The 15,473-nt window shown below is 70.3% G+C and carries 13 protein-coding genes; 6 read left to right on the plus strand and 7 right to left on the minus strand.

Features of this window, described 5'->3' with window-relative positions:
• Positions 1-3: 3 nt before the first annotated feature.
• On the minus strand, positions 4-2,031 hold the full coding sequence (locus D7X12_RS07875; protein WP_120624645.1) for a lipoxygenase family protein: 2,028 nt from the start codon (positions 2,029-2,031) through the stop codon (positions 4-6).
• 172 nt (positions 2,032-2,203) lie between these two features.
• Here D7X12_RS07875 and D7X12_RS07880 point away from each other — a divergent pair, with 172 nt between their 5' ends.
• Entirely contained in the window at positions 2,204-4,270 is a 2,067-nt protein-coding gene (locus tag D7X12_RS07880; protein ID WP_120624646.1) for a lipoxygenase family protein, read from the plus strand.
• A gap of 22 nt (positions 4,271-4,292) precedes the next feature.
• On the opposite strand, the gene D7X12_RS07885 is transcribed toward D7X12_RS07880, so the two are convergent.
• On the minus strand, positions 4,293-5,186 hold the full coding sequence (locus D7X12_RS07885; protein ID WP_120624647.1) for a 1,4-dihydroxy-2-naphthoyl-CoA synthase: 894 nt from the start codon (positions 5,184-5,186) through the stop codon (positions 4,293-4,295).
• Between the two features lie 87 nt (positions 5,187-5,273).
• Between D7X12_RS07885 and D7X12_RS07890 the strand changes: the two genes are divergently transcribed.
• Genes D7X12_RS07890 through nth form a run of 3 tightly spaced genes read left to right on the plus strand, consistent with a single transcriptional unit; the run spans position 5,274 to position 7,408 of the window.
• Positions 5,274-5,591: an antibiotic biosynthesis monooxygenase gene (locus D7X12_RS07890; RefSeq protein ID WP_120624665.1), complete on the plus strand. Its 318-nt coding sequence runs from the start codon at positions 5,274-5,276 to the stop codon at positions 5,589-5,591.
• Between the two features lies 1 nt (position 5,592).
• The gene (locus D7X12_RS07895) at positions 5,593-6,759 is read left to right on the plus strand and encodes an iron-containing alcohol dehydrogenase (RefSeq protein WP_120624648.1); all 1,167 of its coding nucleotides are present in this window, start codon (positions 5,593-5,595) and stop codon (positions 6,757-6,759) included.
• Positions 6,760-6,769: 10 nt separating this feature from the next.
• The gene (gene nth, locus D7X12_RS07900) at positions 6,770-7,408 is read left to right on the plus strand and encodes an endonuclease III (RefSeq protein WP_120624649.1); all 639 of its coding nucleotides are present in this window, start codon (positions 6,770-6,772) and stop codon (positions 7,406-7,408) included.
• Positions 7,409-7,412: 4 nt separating this feature from the next.
• On the opposite strand, the gene D7X12_RS07905 is transcribed toward nth, so the two are convergent.
• The 5 genes from D7X12_RS07905 to D7X12_RS07925 form a co-directional block, all read right to left on the minus strand.
• Entirely contained in the window at positions 7,413-8,252 is an 840-nt protein-coding gene (locus D7X12_RS07905) for a hypothetical protein (protein WP_120624650.1), read from the minus strand.
• Between the two features lie 55 nt (positions 8,253-8,307).
• On the minus strand, positions 8,308-8,658 hold the full coding sequence (locus D7X12_RS07910) for a hypothetical protein (protein WP_208718877.1): 351 nt from the start codon (positions 8,656-8,658) through the stop codon (positions 8,308-8,310).
• A 127-nt stretch (positions 8,659-8,785) separates the two neighbouring features.
• Positions 8,786-9,172: a DUSAM domain-containing protein gene (locus D7X12_RS07915; RefSeq protein WP_120624651.1), complete on the minus strand. Its 387-nt coding sequence runs from the start codon at positions 9,170-9,172 to the stop codon at positions 8,786-8,788.
• Positions 9,172-9,639, minus strand: a complete 468-nt coding sequence (locus D7X12_RS42295; RefSeq protein WP_147443572.1) for a hypothetical protein — start codon at positions 9,637-9,639, stop codon at positions 9,172-9,174. The genes D7X12_RS07915 and D7X12_RS42295 overlap by 1 nt, the downstream gene beginning before the upstream one ends.
• Positions 9,640-9,665: 26 nt before the next feature.
• On the minus strand, positions 9,666-10,712 hold the full coding sequence (locus D7X12_RS07925) for a hypothetical protein (RefSeq protein WP_147443573.1): 1,047 nt from the start codon (positions 10,710-10,712) through the stop codon (positions 9,666-9,668).
• Between the two features lie 166 nt (positions 10,713-10,878).
• Here D7X12_RS07925 and D7X12_RS07930 point away from each other — a divergent pair, with 166 nt between their 5' ends.
• Positions 10,879-12,543, plus strand: a complete 1,665-nt coding sequence (locus D7X12_RS07930) for a M14 family metallopeptidase (protein ID WP_120624654.1) — start codon at positions 10,879-10,881, stop codon at positions 12,541-12,543.
• 129 nt (positions 12,544-12,672) lie between these two features.
• Positions 12,673-15,453 (plus strand): CHAT domain-containing protein, encoded by a 2,781-nt coding sequence (locus D7X12_RS07935; RefSeq protein ID WP_120624655.1) that lies wholly within the window; start codon positions 12,673-12,675, stop codon positions 15,451-15,453.
• Positions 15,454-15,473: the final 20 nt, after the last annotated feature.

A 15,473-nucleotide genomic window follows, 5' to 3' on the forward strand; every position in this document is an offset into this window, starting at 1 on the left:
GTCTCAGACAGTGATTCCGCAGGGGATCCGGTCGGGCTGCAGGACCGTGTAGGGCACTTCGCACTTCGCGTTCCGGGCCTTCACCGCGTCGCGCTGGGCGCGCAACCGGGCGTGGAAGCGGTCGCGGATGGCGAGGACCTCCGGCTCGGTGAAGTACTCCTCGTACCAGCCGCCCTCGTGGAGCAGGTACTCCTCGTCGTCACCGAAGCTGGAGAGCGCCCGGCCGATGGAGACCTGCCAGAGCATCTGGGACTTGGAGGGGATCATCGCCACGATGTCGTCCGGGCCGATGAGCCCCTTCTTCGTCGGAGGCGCCTTGCGCATGCACAAGGGCGCGTTCGGCACGAAGGCGTAGTGTTCGTACTGGAGGTAGTTCACCGCTGCGTGCTGGACGCTGACCGTGAAGAGGACGGTGGTGAGGATCTCCACCAGGTCGGAGACGCGCTTCAGCTCCGTGCAGGACAGCTTCTCCACCGGCAGCCCGTGCGTGGTGAGGTCCTCCCACCAGCGCTGCATCTCCGCATCGTTCACCAGCTCCGCGTCCGTCTTGTAGAAGTGCCCGAGCACCCCGCCGACGTACTCCTCGAACGCGTCCCACAAGGGCAGCGCGTCGTCCCGGTAGGGGTAGTGCGGGAGCACCGCCGGGTCGAGCACGCCGCGGCGCTCGAGGTCCGGGCGCGGCTGGTTGTCCGTCAGCTTCCAGCGCAGGTAGCCCTTCTTGCCCAGGAACACGTGCCCCTTGTCGGGGCCGCCGGTGGCGATGATGTCATCGAACACGCCGCCCTCGGCGAGCAGCCCCTTGCGGGCCCCCTCGTTGATGGCGAGGGTGTAGCGGAAGTGGCGGCGCAGCAGCTTGTAGACGGGGTGCGGGTCCGGGAGGTTGCGCATCGTCGCCATGACGAACGGCTCCGCCACGAAGTGGGTCCGCAGCGCGTGCCCCACCATCTGGTGCGTGTTGCCCTCGCTGCAACGGACGTAGATCTTCGCGGCCAGCCAGTCGTATTGGCTGTCATTGGGCGTGAAGACGGGATCCTGCGCGGGGTCCCGGCCCAGCTGGATGGCGAGGGGCCGGAGCTGCTGCGTGTCATCCAGGTACAGGAGGCACCGGGACGCGGGCGACCAGCGACGCTCCTCGACGCCCTCCTTGTCGACCTTCCGGAACATCGGCACGTCGTCGAGGATTTCGAAGTCGAGCAGGAAGAGGCGCTTCGCCTCCAGCGCCTGGGCCAGCGAGGTGCCCGGTGACAGCAGGCCGTGCAGTTCGGCGTCCGTGAGCGGCAGGCCCTGGGGCAGCGCGGTGATGCTCTGGATGTGGACGGGGGTGATGCCCTGGACGGCCTGCCGCGCGAACTCGTAGTCGTCCTTCCACCGATTGGCGAGCTGGGGCAGCTCGATGCCCTTGAAGAAGTCGAAGATGTCCACCAGCCCGTTCCAGGCCTTGCTCAACACCGGCATGTTCAGCTTGATGGCCGCCAGCGTCTTCGCGATGACGACCTCGTAGTTGCCGTCCACCAGCCCCCGGTAGAGTTCGTCCTTCGGGAGCGGACGCGCCTCGCTGATGTCGAGCGCCCCTGGCAGCCCGGCGGTCGCCTCCGGCGCACGCCAGCCGTACATCCGCTGGCGGGCCTGGAGCTGTTCCTGCCGGGCCGAGGCCTCACGCTCGCTGCGCACCGGGTGGGCCAGCCGCGCCGTGCCTTCGAGCACTTCCGACGTGGAATGGCCCAACACCCACCGGTGGTGTGGGAAGAACCAACTCTTTTCACCTGCGGTGACATGCACGGACTCAAGGAGCCAATCGCTTGCGATGCCTCCGGCGTTGGAGAAGCGGAGCAGGAGCAGTTCGCCCAGGTCCTGGGTCTTGAGCGTGTAGGAGTCCTCCGCGCCGGCCTCGAAGTCATTGTGGAAGCGCTTGTCCAGCTTCTGCGGAGCGCTCTCGCCCTGGGTCCCCACGAGGACGACGGAGATGGCGGCGTTGGTCCCCGCGCCAAGCCGTGAGCTCGTGCGAATCGTCAGCGTGTACTCGAAATTCATGGGCTCCCCACTACCACGGGACGTCACGGTAGGCCGGCGAATCCGGCGCCTGCAAGCCATGCTAGCGTCCGGGTGCGATGCCCCCCGCCCCACACAGTCCATGTCATGAAAGCGATTCCGGAATGCCCCCCTGGGTGGGCTTCCCAAAGACGTCTGGGATTGAGGTGCGGGAATGAAGCTCGCCCCCTGGCGCCGCCTGAAGTCCTCCCTCGGCATTGAATCCGAAAAGGGAGGGCCTGACCTCCTGGAGCCCGAGGAGCTGGCCCGGTGGTACGCGGGGCTCGACCTGCCGCAGCGGCTCGCGGTCAGCCGCGAGCTGGCCTCGCGCGTGCGAGCCCCCCGCGTGTCGCGGGACATCGCCGCCCTGCCCGCCGTCGCCACTGGCCGGCTCGTCTTCGAGCAGGACGGTCCCCGGGGGCCCATCCCGCTGCACCACGTGAAGGTGGAGCTGTGGGACCGGGACCTGGGCACGCCGGATGACTTCCTGGGAGAGGGCTTCACGGACGCGGAGGGGGCGTTCGAGATCCGGTACGACCCCGCAGATGCGGGTGAAGGCGACGTGCCGGACCTGGAGCTGCGCTACTTCGAACCCCAGCACACGTTCCGCCAGGATGGGCGGGTGGAGGAGAGCTGGCGGCGCATCGGTTCGGAGCGGGGCCCCGACGACCACGGGGGGCTCCATCACGACTTCGGCACGGTGCGGGTGCCGTATTGGGAGTACGACCCGGCGACGCCATTGGCGCGGCTGCTCGTCGTGGAGGAAGGCACGCCGCCGACGGCGTATGCGCCGGGACGGTCGCTGGCGATGCTGAAGGCCGTCGCGCCCATCGAGCTGGTCAAACGACAGCATCTGCTCCAGGGGCGTCTGGGTCAGGCGCCCAGCCTCGCGAAGATCCAGGCGGACTATCCGGAGGCGACGACGGTCCGGCTGGAGCGGGAGTCCCCCGGGTCGACTCGCGGGGATGCCTATTTTGGGGAACGTCTGCTCAACGGAATGTTCTCGGCCATCCTGGATCGGGATCCGGAGGCGCCGGGAGATGCGCAGGCCTTCCGGATCTACCACCCGTGGAATGCCTATGAGCAGGACGGCATCCACTGCCTGCCGGACGTGGACGTGCGGCTGCGGCTCGTGGAGGGCCGGCTGCTGCCCGTGCGCATCATCCTGGGCCTGCGCGAGCCTGGAGCGACGGCGCCCGGCTCACCGGTGACGCGGAGGAGCTTCACGCCTGGGGATGGCGCGGACTGGGAGGCGGCCAAGCGGATGGCGCGGGTGAGCGCGACGTTGGACACGGAGTTGGGCAATCACCTGGGGCAATGCCATTTCAACGTGGAGCAGTACGCCATCGCCGCGAACCGGAACCTGCGGCGCAATCCCTTGCGTTGGTTGCTGATGCCCCACCTGCGGGAGGTGGTGTTGATCAACCACGCGGCGAGCGGATTCCTGGTGGGGCCCACGGGATACATCACGCGCGCCAGCGCCTTGACGGAGCGCGGAATCAACCAGCGGCTGGAACACCTGATGGGCAGCTACGACTGGAAGGGTTTCGCGCCCTCGAATCCAGTCTGTGAAGGACACCGGTACGCCCAGGCGGGACAGCTCTTCTGGCGGCTGCTGGGGGAGCACATCGACGCGTTCTTCGCGGAGCATGGGGCGGAGATCGAAGCGCAGTGGAAGGAAGTGCGCAGGTTCTCGGACGACCTCGTCGCGCATTCTGCGCCTGCCTTTGTCTGCCGTTACCTGAGAGCGAAGGTGCCGGGCAAGGACGCGCCGTGGTTCGTGCGCTCAGAGCGCATGGACCTGGACACGAAGGCCGCGGAGCCGCCGCCCAAGGCCGTGAGCGCGGTGACCCACACGGACACGCCCCAGGCCGGCGAGGTGGAGGCGCTGAAGAACCTCTGCCGCTACGTCATCTTCTTCGCGACCTTCCGGCACGCCTGGGCGAACAACCTCCAGTGGGAGGACGCGGGAGAGGTGCTGTACGCGTGCCTGGGGCTCCGCTGGGGACCGGGAGGCACCCTGCCGACGGAGGAGGACCTGGACGTCGCGCCGAACCCGGACGAGGCGACGGAGATGCTGTGGATCTCCTGGATGTTGTCCAAGACGAACTACGGGCTCCTCCTCTCCAACGAAGAGGAGGACCTGCATCCCCGCCTGTTGGAGCTGCTCCGGACCCACGCGGCGGAGTTCGCCGCGATGGGCCTGGATGTGCGGACGGTCAGCTCCCGGATCAACATCTGAGTTGCTACCTGGAGAGCCCTGCTCAGTACGTCCAGGGGAAGCGCTTGAAGTCGCGCTTGCGCTTCTGGACGAACGCGTCACGGCCTTCCTGCGCCTCCTCCGTGCCGTACCCCAGACGCGTGGCCTCTCCCGCGAAGAGCTGCTGGCCCACGAGCCCGTCATCCGGGAGGTTGAAGGCATACTTCAGCATCTTGATGGCCGTGGGGCTCTTGGTGTTGATCTCCGCCGCCCACTCCAGCGCGAACTTCTCCAGCTCGTCGTGCGGCACCGACGCGTTGATGGCGTTCATCTGGAACGCCTCGTCCGCCGTGTAGGATTGGCCCAGGAAGAAGATCTCCCGCGCCCGCTTCTGCCCCACCTGCCGGGCCAGCAGCGCGGAGCCGTAGCCGGCGTCGAAGCTCGCCACGTCCGCGTCCGTCTGCTTGAACATCCCGTGCTCCTTGCTCGCGATGGTCATGTCACACACCACGTGCAAGCTGTGCCCGCCGCCCGCCGTCCAGCCCGGCACCACCGCGATGACCACCTTGGGCAGGAAGCGGATCTGCCGCTGCACCTCCAGGATGTGCAACCGCCCCAGCCGCGCGGGGTCCGCTGCCTCCTCGCCGGGCTCGTACTTGTAGCCGTCCTTGCCCCGGATGCGCTGGTCTCCACCGGAGCAGAACGCCCACCCGCCATCCTTCGGCGACGGCCCGTTGCCGGTGAGCAGCACCACGCCCACGTCCGTCATGAACCGCGTGGCCTCCAGCGCCCGGGACAGCTCGTCCACCGTCTTCGGACGGAACGCGTTGCGCACCTCCGGCCGGTTGAACGCGATGCGCACCGTGCCCTGATCCACCGCGCGGTGGAACGTGATGTCCTTGAACTTGAAGCCTTCCACCGCCTGCCAGCGGGACGCGTCGAAGAGGGCCGAAACCATGCGCAGTCATGCTCCGAAATGAGGGGAGTGAACGGCCGCGGACCCTACCAGTTTCCCGCTCCCAGACGCCCGCGCTACCGTGCGCCCATGCCCACGAGCCTGCTCGTCGTCCATGTCCACGTGCACGTGCTTCCCCAGCACGTTGACGCCTTCCTCCAGGCCACCCTCGCCAACGCCCGCGCCAGCGTGAAGGAGCCCGGCATCGCCCGCTTCGACGTCGTGCAGGACAACGAAGACCCCACCCGCTTCGTCCTCGTCGAGGCCTACCGCTCCCCGGACGCCCCCGCCGCACACAAGGAGACTGCCCACTACCTGACGTGGCGTGACACCGTCACCCCGATGATGGCCGAGCCCCGCACCAGCCGCCGCTTCACCAACCGCTTCCCCGACGACGCGGGCTGGTGACATGCCCCCCGTGAGCTTCGAGTTCGCCACCGCGAACCGCGTCCTCTTCGGCCCGGGCCGCCTCGCCGAGGTCCCCGACCTGGTGCGTGCGCTCGGCGGCCACAAGGTCCTGCTCGTCACCGGCACGAACCCCGCCCGCGCCGAGCCGCTCCGCGCCGGACTCGAACGCCTGGGCATTGCTTCCGCCTCCTTCCGCGTCGCGGGCGAGCCCACCGTGGACACCGCACGCGAAGGCACCGCCGTCGCCGTGGACCACCAGTGCGATGCCGTGGTCGCGATGGGCGGAGGCAGTGCGCTCGACGCAGGCAAGGCCATCGCCGCGCTCGCCGCCAACGGAGGCGACCCGCTGGACTACCTGGAAGTCATTGGCCGGGGACAGGCGCTCACGAAGCCGCCCCTGCCGTTCGTGGCCATCCCCACCACCGCGGGCACCGGCTCGGAGGTGACTCGCAACGCGGTGCTGGGCTCGAAGGAGGCCGGCGTGAAGGCCAGCCTGCGCAGCCCGCTGATGCTGCCTCGCGTGGCCCTGGTGGATCCGGACCTGCTGGAGCACGTCCCCGCTGCCGTGCTCGCCGCGGGCGGCCTGGACGCGCTGTCCCAGCTCATCGAACCCTTCGTGTCCATTCGCGCCCAACCGCTCACGGATGCGCTCGCCCGGGAAGGCATGCAGCGCTCGGCGCGCTCGCTGCGCAAGGCCGTGCTCCAGGGTCCCGGCCCCGCGGAGCGCGAGGACCTGGCCATCGCCAGCCTCTTTGGCGGCCTGTGCCTCGCCAACGCGGGCCTGGGCGCGGTGCATGGCTTCGCGGCGCCGCTGGGCGGGATGCTCGGCGCGGCCCATGGCGCGCTGTGCGCCGCGCTGCTCGGGGCCACGCTGGAGGTGAACCTGGAGGCCCTTCGCGCCCGTGCGCCGGAGCACCCCGCCCTGCCCCGCTTCCGCGAGCTGGCCGTGCTGCTCACCGGCCAGCCGGGGGCCCACGCCGAGGACGGCATCGCCTGGGTGAAGGCCCTGGTCCACGACGTGCGCATCCGGGGCCTGCGCGACATGGGCCTGGCGGATGCGGACGTGCCGGGGCTCGTGGCGAAGGCCCGCGCCGCCAGCAGCATGAAGGGCAATCCGCTGGTGCTCACCGATGCGGAGTTGACGACGCTCGTCGAACGGTCGATGTGAGGGCCCACCCATGAAAGCCGCTTCGCTCATCCCCGTGGTGCTCGACCGCCTTCGCGAGAAGTATCCCGACGCGAAGTACGAGCTGAACTGGAACACGCCCTTCGAACTGCTGGTGGCCACCATCCTGGCCGCGCAGTGCACCGACGAGCGCGTCAACCGCGTCACCGCCGAGCTGTGGAAGAAGTACGACGGCCCCCAGGCCCTCGCGGACGCGGACACCGCGGAGCTGGAGGAGGACCTGAAGCCCACCGGCTTCTACAAGCAGAAGACCAAGACGGTGCAGGCCATGAGCCGCGCGCTGCTCGACGCCTTCAAGGGCGAGGTGCCTCCGCGCATGGTGGACCTGGTGACGCTGCCCGGCGTGGCGCGCAAGACGGCCAACGTGGTGCTCAACACCGCCTTCCAGCAGGCCTCCGGCGTCATCGTGGACACGCACGTGGCCCGCGTCAGCCAGCGGCTGGGCCTGTCCAAGCAGGAGAAGCCGGAGGCCATCGAGACCGACCTGATGAAGCTCGTGCCGAAGGACGACTGGACCTTCTTCGGCCCCGCCGTGGTGCTGCACGGCCGCTACACCTGCGTGGCCAAGAAGCCCAAGTGCGCGGAGTGTGTCCTCAACGACGTGTGCCCGAAGGTCGGCGTCGCCGCCTGAGCCGTCACAGGTGCGCGAGCACCATCAGCGTCAGCACCCAGTCCAGCCCCCCCTCGATGACGGTGTACGTGGAGCCGTCATACGAGGTGCCCAGCGCGACGCCCAGGTGACCGATGGGGCCCGCGAAGAACTTCACGCCCACCTCGGCGCCCAGGTTGAGGGGGTTGCGCCGCGCGCCCGCCAGGTGGGGCCCCACGAGCGCCCGGGCATAGGGTGCCATCCAGTTCGTGACGAAGTGCTGGTAGCCCACGGTGGCGTTCAGCGACGTCCGCTCAGCGTCGAAGCCCAGGTTGGCGCCCAGCGTCAGCCGCCGCGCCTTCAACCCCATGGGCTGCACGTTCACATCCAGCGCCCAGCCCAGTCCCCCGTTCCACGGAATGCGCCAGCCGAGCGCGAACTCCGTCGTCGACTTGTCGATGGACAGCGCCTCGTAGCGGAAGCGCGACGCCCCGGCCGCGTCCCCACGCGCCTCCTGCAGGTCCGCGAGCGCCAGCGCGCCCTCCTCCAGGTCCTCGTCGTAGGCCTTGCGCAGGGGCGGCTCCGCGCCCTCCAGGTCGCCCCGCTCCATCCGGAGCCTTCCCTGCTCCAGGCAGGACGAGGTCGCCCCCATCGCGCACGCCAGTCCGAAGGCGCGGTCCGCGTCCTCCGTCCGGCTATCGACCGTGAGCTGCTGGCCCCACGCTTCGCAAGCCGACGAGCTTCCGCCCTCGCACTGCTCCTGAAGCGTGGGGATCCGCGTGTTCGACGACGTGGTGACGCAGGCCACGGTCAGCAGGCAGGGCCACAGGCACAGCCAGCGACCAAGGGACGCGAGGAGACCACGGAGGGCTGAGGCCACTTCCATGGTCGACATTCAAACACAAGGCGGGGGACGCCGGGGGCGTCGACTCAGCGCGTCTTCAGCGTTCTTCGAGCGGCCCTTCGCCGTCGTTGACGACGCCCGGGTTGCGGCCGACGTCCGGTCCGTCCCCGCTGCGCTCGTCGGCCTTCTGTTCCTCGGAGGCGGTGTCGCCCGAGCCGCCCACGCCTTCGCGGAAGCCCTCGGCGGCCTCCCGGCTGGACTCGCTGAGGCTCTCGGCGGCCTTGCTCGCGCCGTGCTTCACGTCCTTGGCGGCCTCGCCTACCTCCTGGCCCACCTGGCGGGCGTTGTCGTTGACGGACTGCTGCTGGCGCTCATTGCAGCCCGCCGTAAAGCCCACCGTCCCAATCACTCCCAGCACGACGAGCCCGTTGAAGCGGCGTGTCCACATGGTGGTCTCCTTGGAGGGCCTGTGCCCTCAGGGGCCAAAAGTAGGCACGGTCCCGTCCCGACGAAGTCCCGCTCCCCCGCCTGGACGGCCGCGAGTCCACGCCTGCCTGTCAGCCCCCTGCCGCGCGTCAGTGGCCGGTTTCTTCCTCGGGCGCATCCACATGGTCCAGCGCAATCTGGACCTGCTCCCGGTAGAGCGGGACGACCTCGACGTCGGCGATGCGAGAGAGCACCTGACGCGCGGCGGCGAGATCCCCGGCCTGCTTCAACTTGTACGACTCCACCAAGGCACGCGACAGCCGACGCGAGCCGTCTCGGATGCGGCGGTGCACCTCGCGAAGGAACGCGGCGGCCGACACCGGCGAGGACAAGGCCTCACTCGCTTCCACCGCGGTGAGCGCCACGTCAGGGGCCACGCGCAGTAGCAGCTCGCGCAGTTCGTCCGTCACTGGCAGCTCGGCATCTTCGGGAAGCTGGTTGCCCAGCTCCCTCACCCTGTCCCAGTCGCCCGGCATCAGCCCCGCCCATCCTTTCCCTGCTGACAGAGTTCGAACGGCCATTGGTGCTGGCCCCTGCAGCGCTCCATGCAAGCATTGCAGTCTCCCGTCCATCTCGGCTTTTTCTGGCTCGCGCACAGCGTGTACGTATCAATGCAGTGCTGTCGCCATCCCTCGTCCGGGTCGGCGGCCTCGGCGCTGGTCGCCTTCTGCGCCTCGCGCATGCCCTGCATCAACGTGGCAGCTTCTGCCGCCTCGGAGGCCGTCATCCCGCACGCATCGGCGCTCCTGAATTTCTTCCAGCAGCACACCGGACTCGGTTCACCAGGACGGCAGGCGTCGACGGCTTGTGCCAGGTACTCACGAGTGCTGCGTGGCCCTGCTTCATGTGCAGAAGTTGAGCAGGCGACGCCGAGGAGCAAGGCGACGGGCAGGCCCATCCAATGAATGGGCCGTCCCAACAGCGGAGAGGTGACAAGGTCCATGGTTCCTCCTGGCTTCGCGAAGCGCGTCAGTGACCCGTGTCCTCCGGTGAATCCGAGTAGGGCTCATCCTGCTCCACGGGGAGTTCGTCCGGCACGTCCACCACGGCGTCGGGGTTGTCCGGATCCAGCTCCGGCTCCCCGGCCACGTCGATGAACTCCCGGGGATCCCGGAACGCGTCGGGCTTGTCGACCTTGAAGCCGACGTTCGTGGCGTCCGCTGCGTTCGCGCAGCCCTTCGAGGTCGCGAAGAGCCGCAGCACCTTCACGTCGTCCCAGTGCTTCTCGTCGTCGAAGAGGATGGTGTCGGTGATCAGCTCCGACCCTCCCGGCGGGAGGCTGAACTCACCGCTCGGCGTCTCCTCGATGTGACACGGGCACCCCTCGCCGGTGTACGCGCGCAGGCACGCGGTCCCCGACGCGCGCCGGCCGCTCAGGTTCTTCACCGTGTAGGTGATGGAGTACGCGGTGCCCGCCTCGTCCCGGTTCAGCTCGACGTTCGACAGCGCGAAGTCCGCCGGCTGCGCCGCCACCACGTTCCGGGGCGCAGGTCCGCCCGGCGGCACCGGCTGCCCCGTCGGCAGGACGTGCAGGACCTCGCTGGTCGCCTGGGGCGGAGAGCGCTTGCAATCGCCCACCGTCGTGAACAGGCGCACCGACCGGGCCTGCTTCCAGAACGTGCGCGCCACCGTCGCGGCGTCCTGGAACGTGTCGGACGTGCCGCCCTTCAGGCTGAAGACGCCCAGCTTCAGCGCTTCGATGACCTCCCCCTTGTCGTCGTGCAGCCACAGGCACGCCTCGCCCCGGCCCTGCGCCGTGCCCGGGTTGGTCAGCGTGTAGGAGACCTTCAGGTCGTCGTCCTTGGAAAGGAACGTCACGTCCGAGAAGCGCAGCGGCTTGCGCACCTCCGCGACCGGGGCCGCGTCACGCACGGCCACCGCCGCCGGGGCCACGCCCGCATCCAGGGACGCCACGGCCGCGGGCGCCTCCTTCTTGCAGCCCGGCCCCCACACCACCGCGCACCCCAGCACGAGCACGCCCAGGGCGCGCACACGTCGCTTGCCACTTCGCATCATGAACTCCCCCTCCATGGACACCCAGCCCGGTCTCATACGGGACTCCGCCACGATGCGGCAAGCCGGGCCCCAAGGCGGTTCCCGCGCGGCGAGAATGCCGGGTCCTCCTCATCCGCCCTCGCACGTGCTTGACGGAGCATGCACGGAGCGCTCGGATGCGCGCCCTATGCCCATCCCCCAGTTGCGCACCCGTGCGGAAGCCACCGACTACCAGGAAACCTCTCGCAGCGCCGACGTGGTCGCGTTCGTCGACGCGCTCTGCGCGCAGACGAAGCTCGCGAAGCGCGTGGACTTCGGCCAGAGCGGCGAGGGTCAGCCGCTCATCTCGCTCGTCATCAGCGACCGCAACTGCTTCACGCCGGAGCTGGCGCGCAAGCAGAAGAAGATCATCGTGATGGTGGAGGCCAACATCCACGCCGGTGAGGTGGAGGGCAAGGAGACCCTGATGGGGCTCGCGCGCGACCTCACCCTCACGTCGCTGGGCAAGAAGCTGCTCGACAGGCTCTGCCTCGTCTTCATCCCCAACTTCAACCCGGACGGCAATGATCGCATCAGCCCGGGAAACCGCGCGCTCGACCTGAAGAACCTGGAGGGCCAGGTGAACCCGGCCGGCGGCGTGGGCATGCGCTACACCGGCGAGGGCTGGAACCTCAACCGCGACAACATGAAGCAGGAGGCGCCGGAGACGCGCGCCGTCGCGAAGCTGTACCAGACGTGGTGGCCGCACCTCTTCGTGGACTGCCACACCACCGACGGCAGCATCCACGCCTTCGACCTCACCTTCGACATCCCCCACGGCAACGCGGATCTCCTCTCCGCCTCACGCGACTACAACCGCGAGCTGGCCGAGCGCGTGTCCGCCGCCGTGAAGAAGAAGCACGGCTTCGACAGCCACTGGTACGGCAACTTCCTCAAGGAAGGCGACCCGCGCTCCGGCTGGCACACCTACCCCGCGCTGCCCCGCTTCGGCAGCCACTACCGGGGCCTGCTGGGCCGCCTGGACGTGCTGCTGGAGACGTACAGCTACATCGACTTCCCCCGCCGCTGCGCTGTCACCCGCGCGTGGGTGCTGGAGCTGATCCGCGACGCCGCCCGCTACGCCAAGGGCTACCGCGCCGCCACCGACTTCGAGGAGGCCGCCATCATCGCCCGCGGCAAGAACCCCGACGTGCAGCAGCGCGTGGGCATCAACTACGGCGTCGCCCAGCGCGACGGGGAAGGCGCCCTGGTGTTCGACTACCCGGCCTACGCGCGGGAGGACGACACGGCCACCATCAACTCCTACGACGAGGCCAGCATCGAAGGCCGGCGCTACCCGGGCAAGCGCCGCAAGGCCTACAAGATGCCGCACTACCGCACCTTCGTGCCCACCCAGGCGGTGAGCATCCCGTCCGCGTACCTGGTGCCCGCGTCGCTCGCGTCGCGACTGGAAGGCCACGGCATCCGCTTCGAGAAGCTCGCCACGGCGCAGCGCTTCCAGGTGGACAGCTACCGCATCGCCCGCCGCGAGCAGACCTTCAGCCCGGACGTGGCCGCCAACGTGCCCCCGCCGGGCCAGAGCGAAGTCCCCCTCAGCCAGAAGCCGAAGCCCGTGCGCTTTGAGACCGTCCTCACCGTGGCCCCCGAGCGCTCCGAGCGCGAGTTCCCCGCCGGCACCCTCAAGGTCCCCACCGACCAGCGCACGGGAACCCTCATCACCTACCTGCTGGAGCCGCACTCGGATGACGGCTTCTGCCGCTGGCAGTTCCTCGACGACACCCTCACGGTGGGGGAGCTGTACCCCATCCACCGGGTCGTGGAGGCCACGCGCGCCCCTCTGAAGGTCGAGTAGAGCGTCCGGCCGCGAACGTCCGGAAGCCCCACGGTCGCCCCCGGGGTCTGTCAGGCCCGGGGGACTTGGCCCTAGACTGTTGGCCGTAGGACCCGCGCAAGGTCGGCGGGGGCACGCGGGAGGCCCCGGATGGCTGACAGGCAGGACTCGCCCCGAGGCACGCGCCGCTCACGGAGCACGGGCCTCGGGCGCGCGGGGTTCTGGGTGGGACTCGCGTTCTGCATGGCCGCGGGCTTTGGCGCCGTGCGCTTTTGGAAGCAACGCGCCGCGGGCCCGGAGCTGTCCTCGCTGTGGCTGTCGGACCTGCCCACGCGCCCCCTGGAAGTGCGCCTTGCCCACCCCGCGGCGGACGTGCACCGCCGCTTCGTCCCCCCTGTGGAGCCAGGCCCCGCGGCCCGCCCGGTGCCGCTGGGGGCCCTGTCCCGGCTGGACGAGCGGGGCGACGCGTACGGGGTCGCCATCAGCTACCTGCTGCATGGCTACACGGAGCAGGCGCTCGCGCACCTGTCGCACGTGCCGCCGTCGCCGGACAGGGACACGGCCCAGGCCGCCGCCGCCCTCATGCGCGGGCGTCACGACGAGGCCCTGGAGCTGCTGGACGCCACGCTCGAAGCGGCGCCCGAGTCCCCGCAGGCGCGCTGGAACCGGGCCGTGTTGATGCGCGAGCTGGGCCTGTCGCTCGTCGCCGCCACCACCTTCGAAGAGGTGGCCGCGCAGGGCGAGCCCGGCTGGAGCGACGAGGCGAAGGAGCAGGCCCGGAGCTTGCGCGCCCGTTTCCAGGAGCGGGCGGACGCGTGGAAGACGGCCCGCGACGTGCTCCTCGCCCGGCTGCGCACGCCAGACGCGCCGCTGCCGGTGGAGACGGTCAGCCGCTTCCCGGGGCTCGCGCGCGAGCGCTTCTATGACCTGCTGTGGGCCGCGGAGGACGCGGCGCGGGTGCGGGAGTTGCTACCGCTCGCCACCGTGCTGGACCATGCATCCGGAGGCCGCGCGCTGGAGGACAGCGTGGAGCGGCTGGCCGTGATGGACTTCACGCGCCGGGCCCCGCTTGCGCGCGAGTACGTGCAGTTGGTGCTGGAGCAGCATCCGTCGCCCGCGGGCTTCATCGAACGGCTGCGCCAGGAGGAGACGGCCCGCGACCTGCTGCTGGGCGCGCTGCTGCGCACGCCCGGCGTGGCGCGCACGCAGGAGGAGCTGCGGGCCCTGACGCGCGATGTGAGCGACCCGTGGATCCTCTTGCGCGTGGAGGTGGAGGGGGCACGGCTGGATGACCTGGCGGGGCTGGGAGCCCAGGCGGGGGACCGGCTGCGGGCGGCGCTGACGGGGTGCCGCGAGCACAAGCTGCCCCTGCGCTGTGTGGACGTGCTCACGCGGCTGAGCCAGCGCGCGACCGCGTCGAACCGGTTGGTGGAGGGCGAGGAGTCCGCGCGTGCCGCGTGGCAGGAGGCCGCCGCGCTGGGGGAGTGGGAGCGCGAGGGCGCCGCGCTCGTGATGCTGGCCAACGCGACGCGCTTCCAGCGGCGGGTGGCCCTGTCGCGCGCCTACCTCACCGAGTCCCTGGCCCGGCAGCCCGACGACTGCATGGCGCGCACGCAGGCGCACCGCAACCTGGCCTCGCTCGCGCTGATGCGCTTCCGTCCGCAGGAGGCGCGCAACGAAATGGAGGCCTCGCTGGCGTGTGGCCAGACGCCCGGGTTGCAGGGCGCGTGGATCCTCGCGGACCTCGCGCGCCTGGATCCGCGACCGTCCGACGAAGCGCGCCTGCGCGCGGAGCTGGGGCGGGTGACGCCGTTGATGGAGAACGCGGGCCGGCGCGTGCTGGCCACGCTCATCGAGGGCCGCTTCATGGTGGCCCGCGACTGGCGCAAGGGTCAGCAGGTGCTCCGCCGCGCCATCGCCGAAGCGGAGCCCCTGCTGCGGACCTACGCGGATGCGCGCGACGCGCGGGTCGTGGCCTTCCAGACGCTGGCGGTGAGCGCGGGCCACGCGGGCGCCTTCCGGGAAGCGCTGGACGTGGTGGCCGAGAGCCTCCAGGTGCCCGTGCCGGAGGGCTGCGTGCTGGCGGCGGCGGTGGAGGATGAGCGCACGGTGACGGTGGTGCGCGGGCTCCAGGGGCAGGTGCGCGGCCACTACGACGCGTCCCGCACGCAGCCCCTGCGCGATGAGCTGACGGGGCTGGTTCCCCCGGAGCTGGTGGCGCTGCTGCGCGACTGTCCCCGCGTCGCCGTGCTGGCCGCGCCGCCCCTGGACAGCCGCGCGGGCATCCTGCCGCCGGACCTCGCGTGGAGCTACCGCGTGGGCACGGGCGCCCAGGCACCTCCGCCCATGAAGGCTCCGCTGCACGTCGTCGTCTCGGACGTGGAGCCGCCCGCGTCGCTGCGGCTGGCGCGGCTGCCCTCGGCGGCGGACGCGGACCTGGAAGGAGCGCAGCGCTTGCTGCGCCTCAAGGGCATGCAGGCCACGCCCGAGCGCGTGCTGGAAGCGATGGAGCAGGCCACCGACATCGACATCCACGCGCACGGCGTGGTGGACCGCGCGCTGTCGGACGCCACGGTCATCGCGCTCTCACCGCAGCAGGACGGCCACTACGCGCTCACGGCGGAGGAGCTGCGGCGCCGGCACCTGCACGGCGCGCCGCTGGTGGTGCTGGGCGCGTGCAGCGCGGCCCGGCTCGCGCCCATCCTCCACCAGACGTCGTCCCTGCCGCAGGCGTTCCTCGCCTCGGGAGCGAGGGCCGTCTTCGCGGCGACGGCGGACATCCCGAACGACGCAGGCGCCTTCTTCCGCGAAGTGCGCGAGCGCATCCAGGCTGGAGCGGAGCCCTCCCAGGCCCTGCGCGCCGAGCGCCTCGAATGGCGCCGGCAACAGCCCGGCATGAGCTGGGTGGACAAGGTCCTGCTGTACCAGTAGCCCCGCGCGCGAGCAGGGCC

Origin of the sequence: Corallococcus sicarius, from assembly GCF_003611735.1 — a bacterium.
GTDB lineage: Bacteria > Myxococcota > Myxococcia > Myxococcales > Myxococcaceae > Corallococcus > Corallococcus sicarius.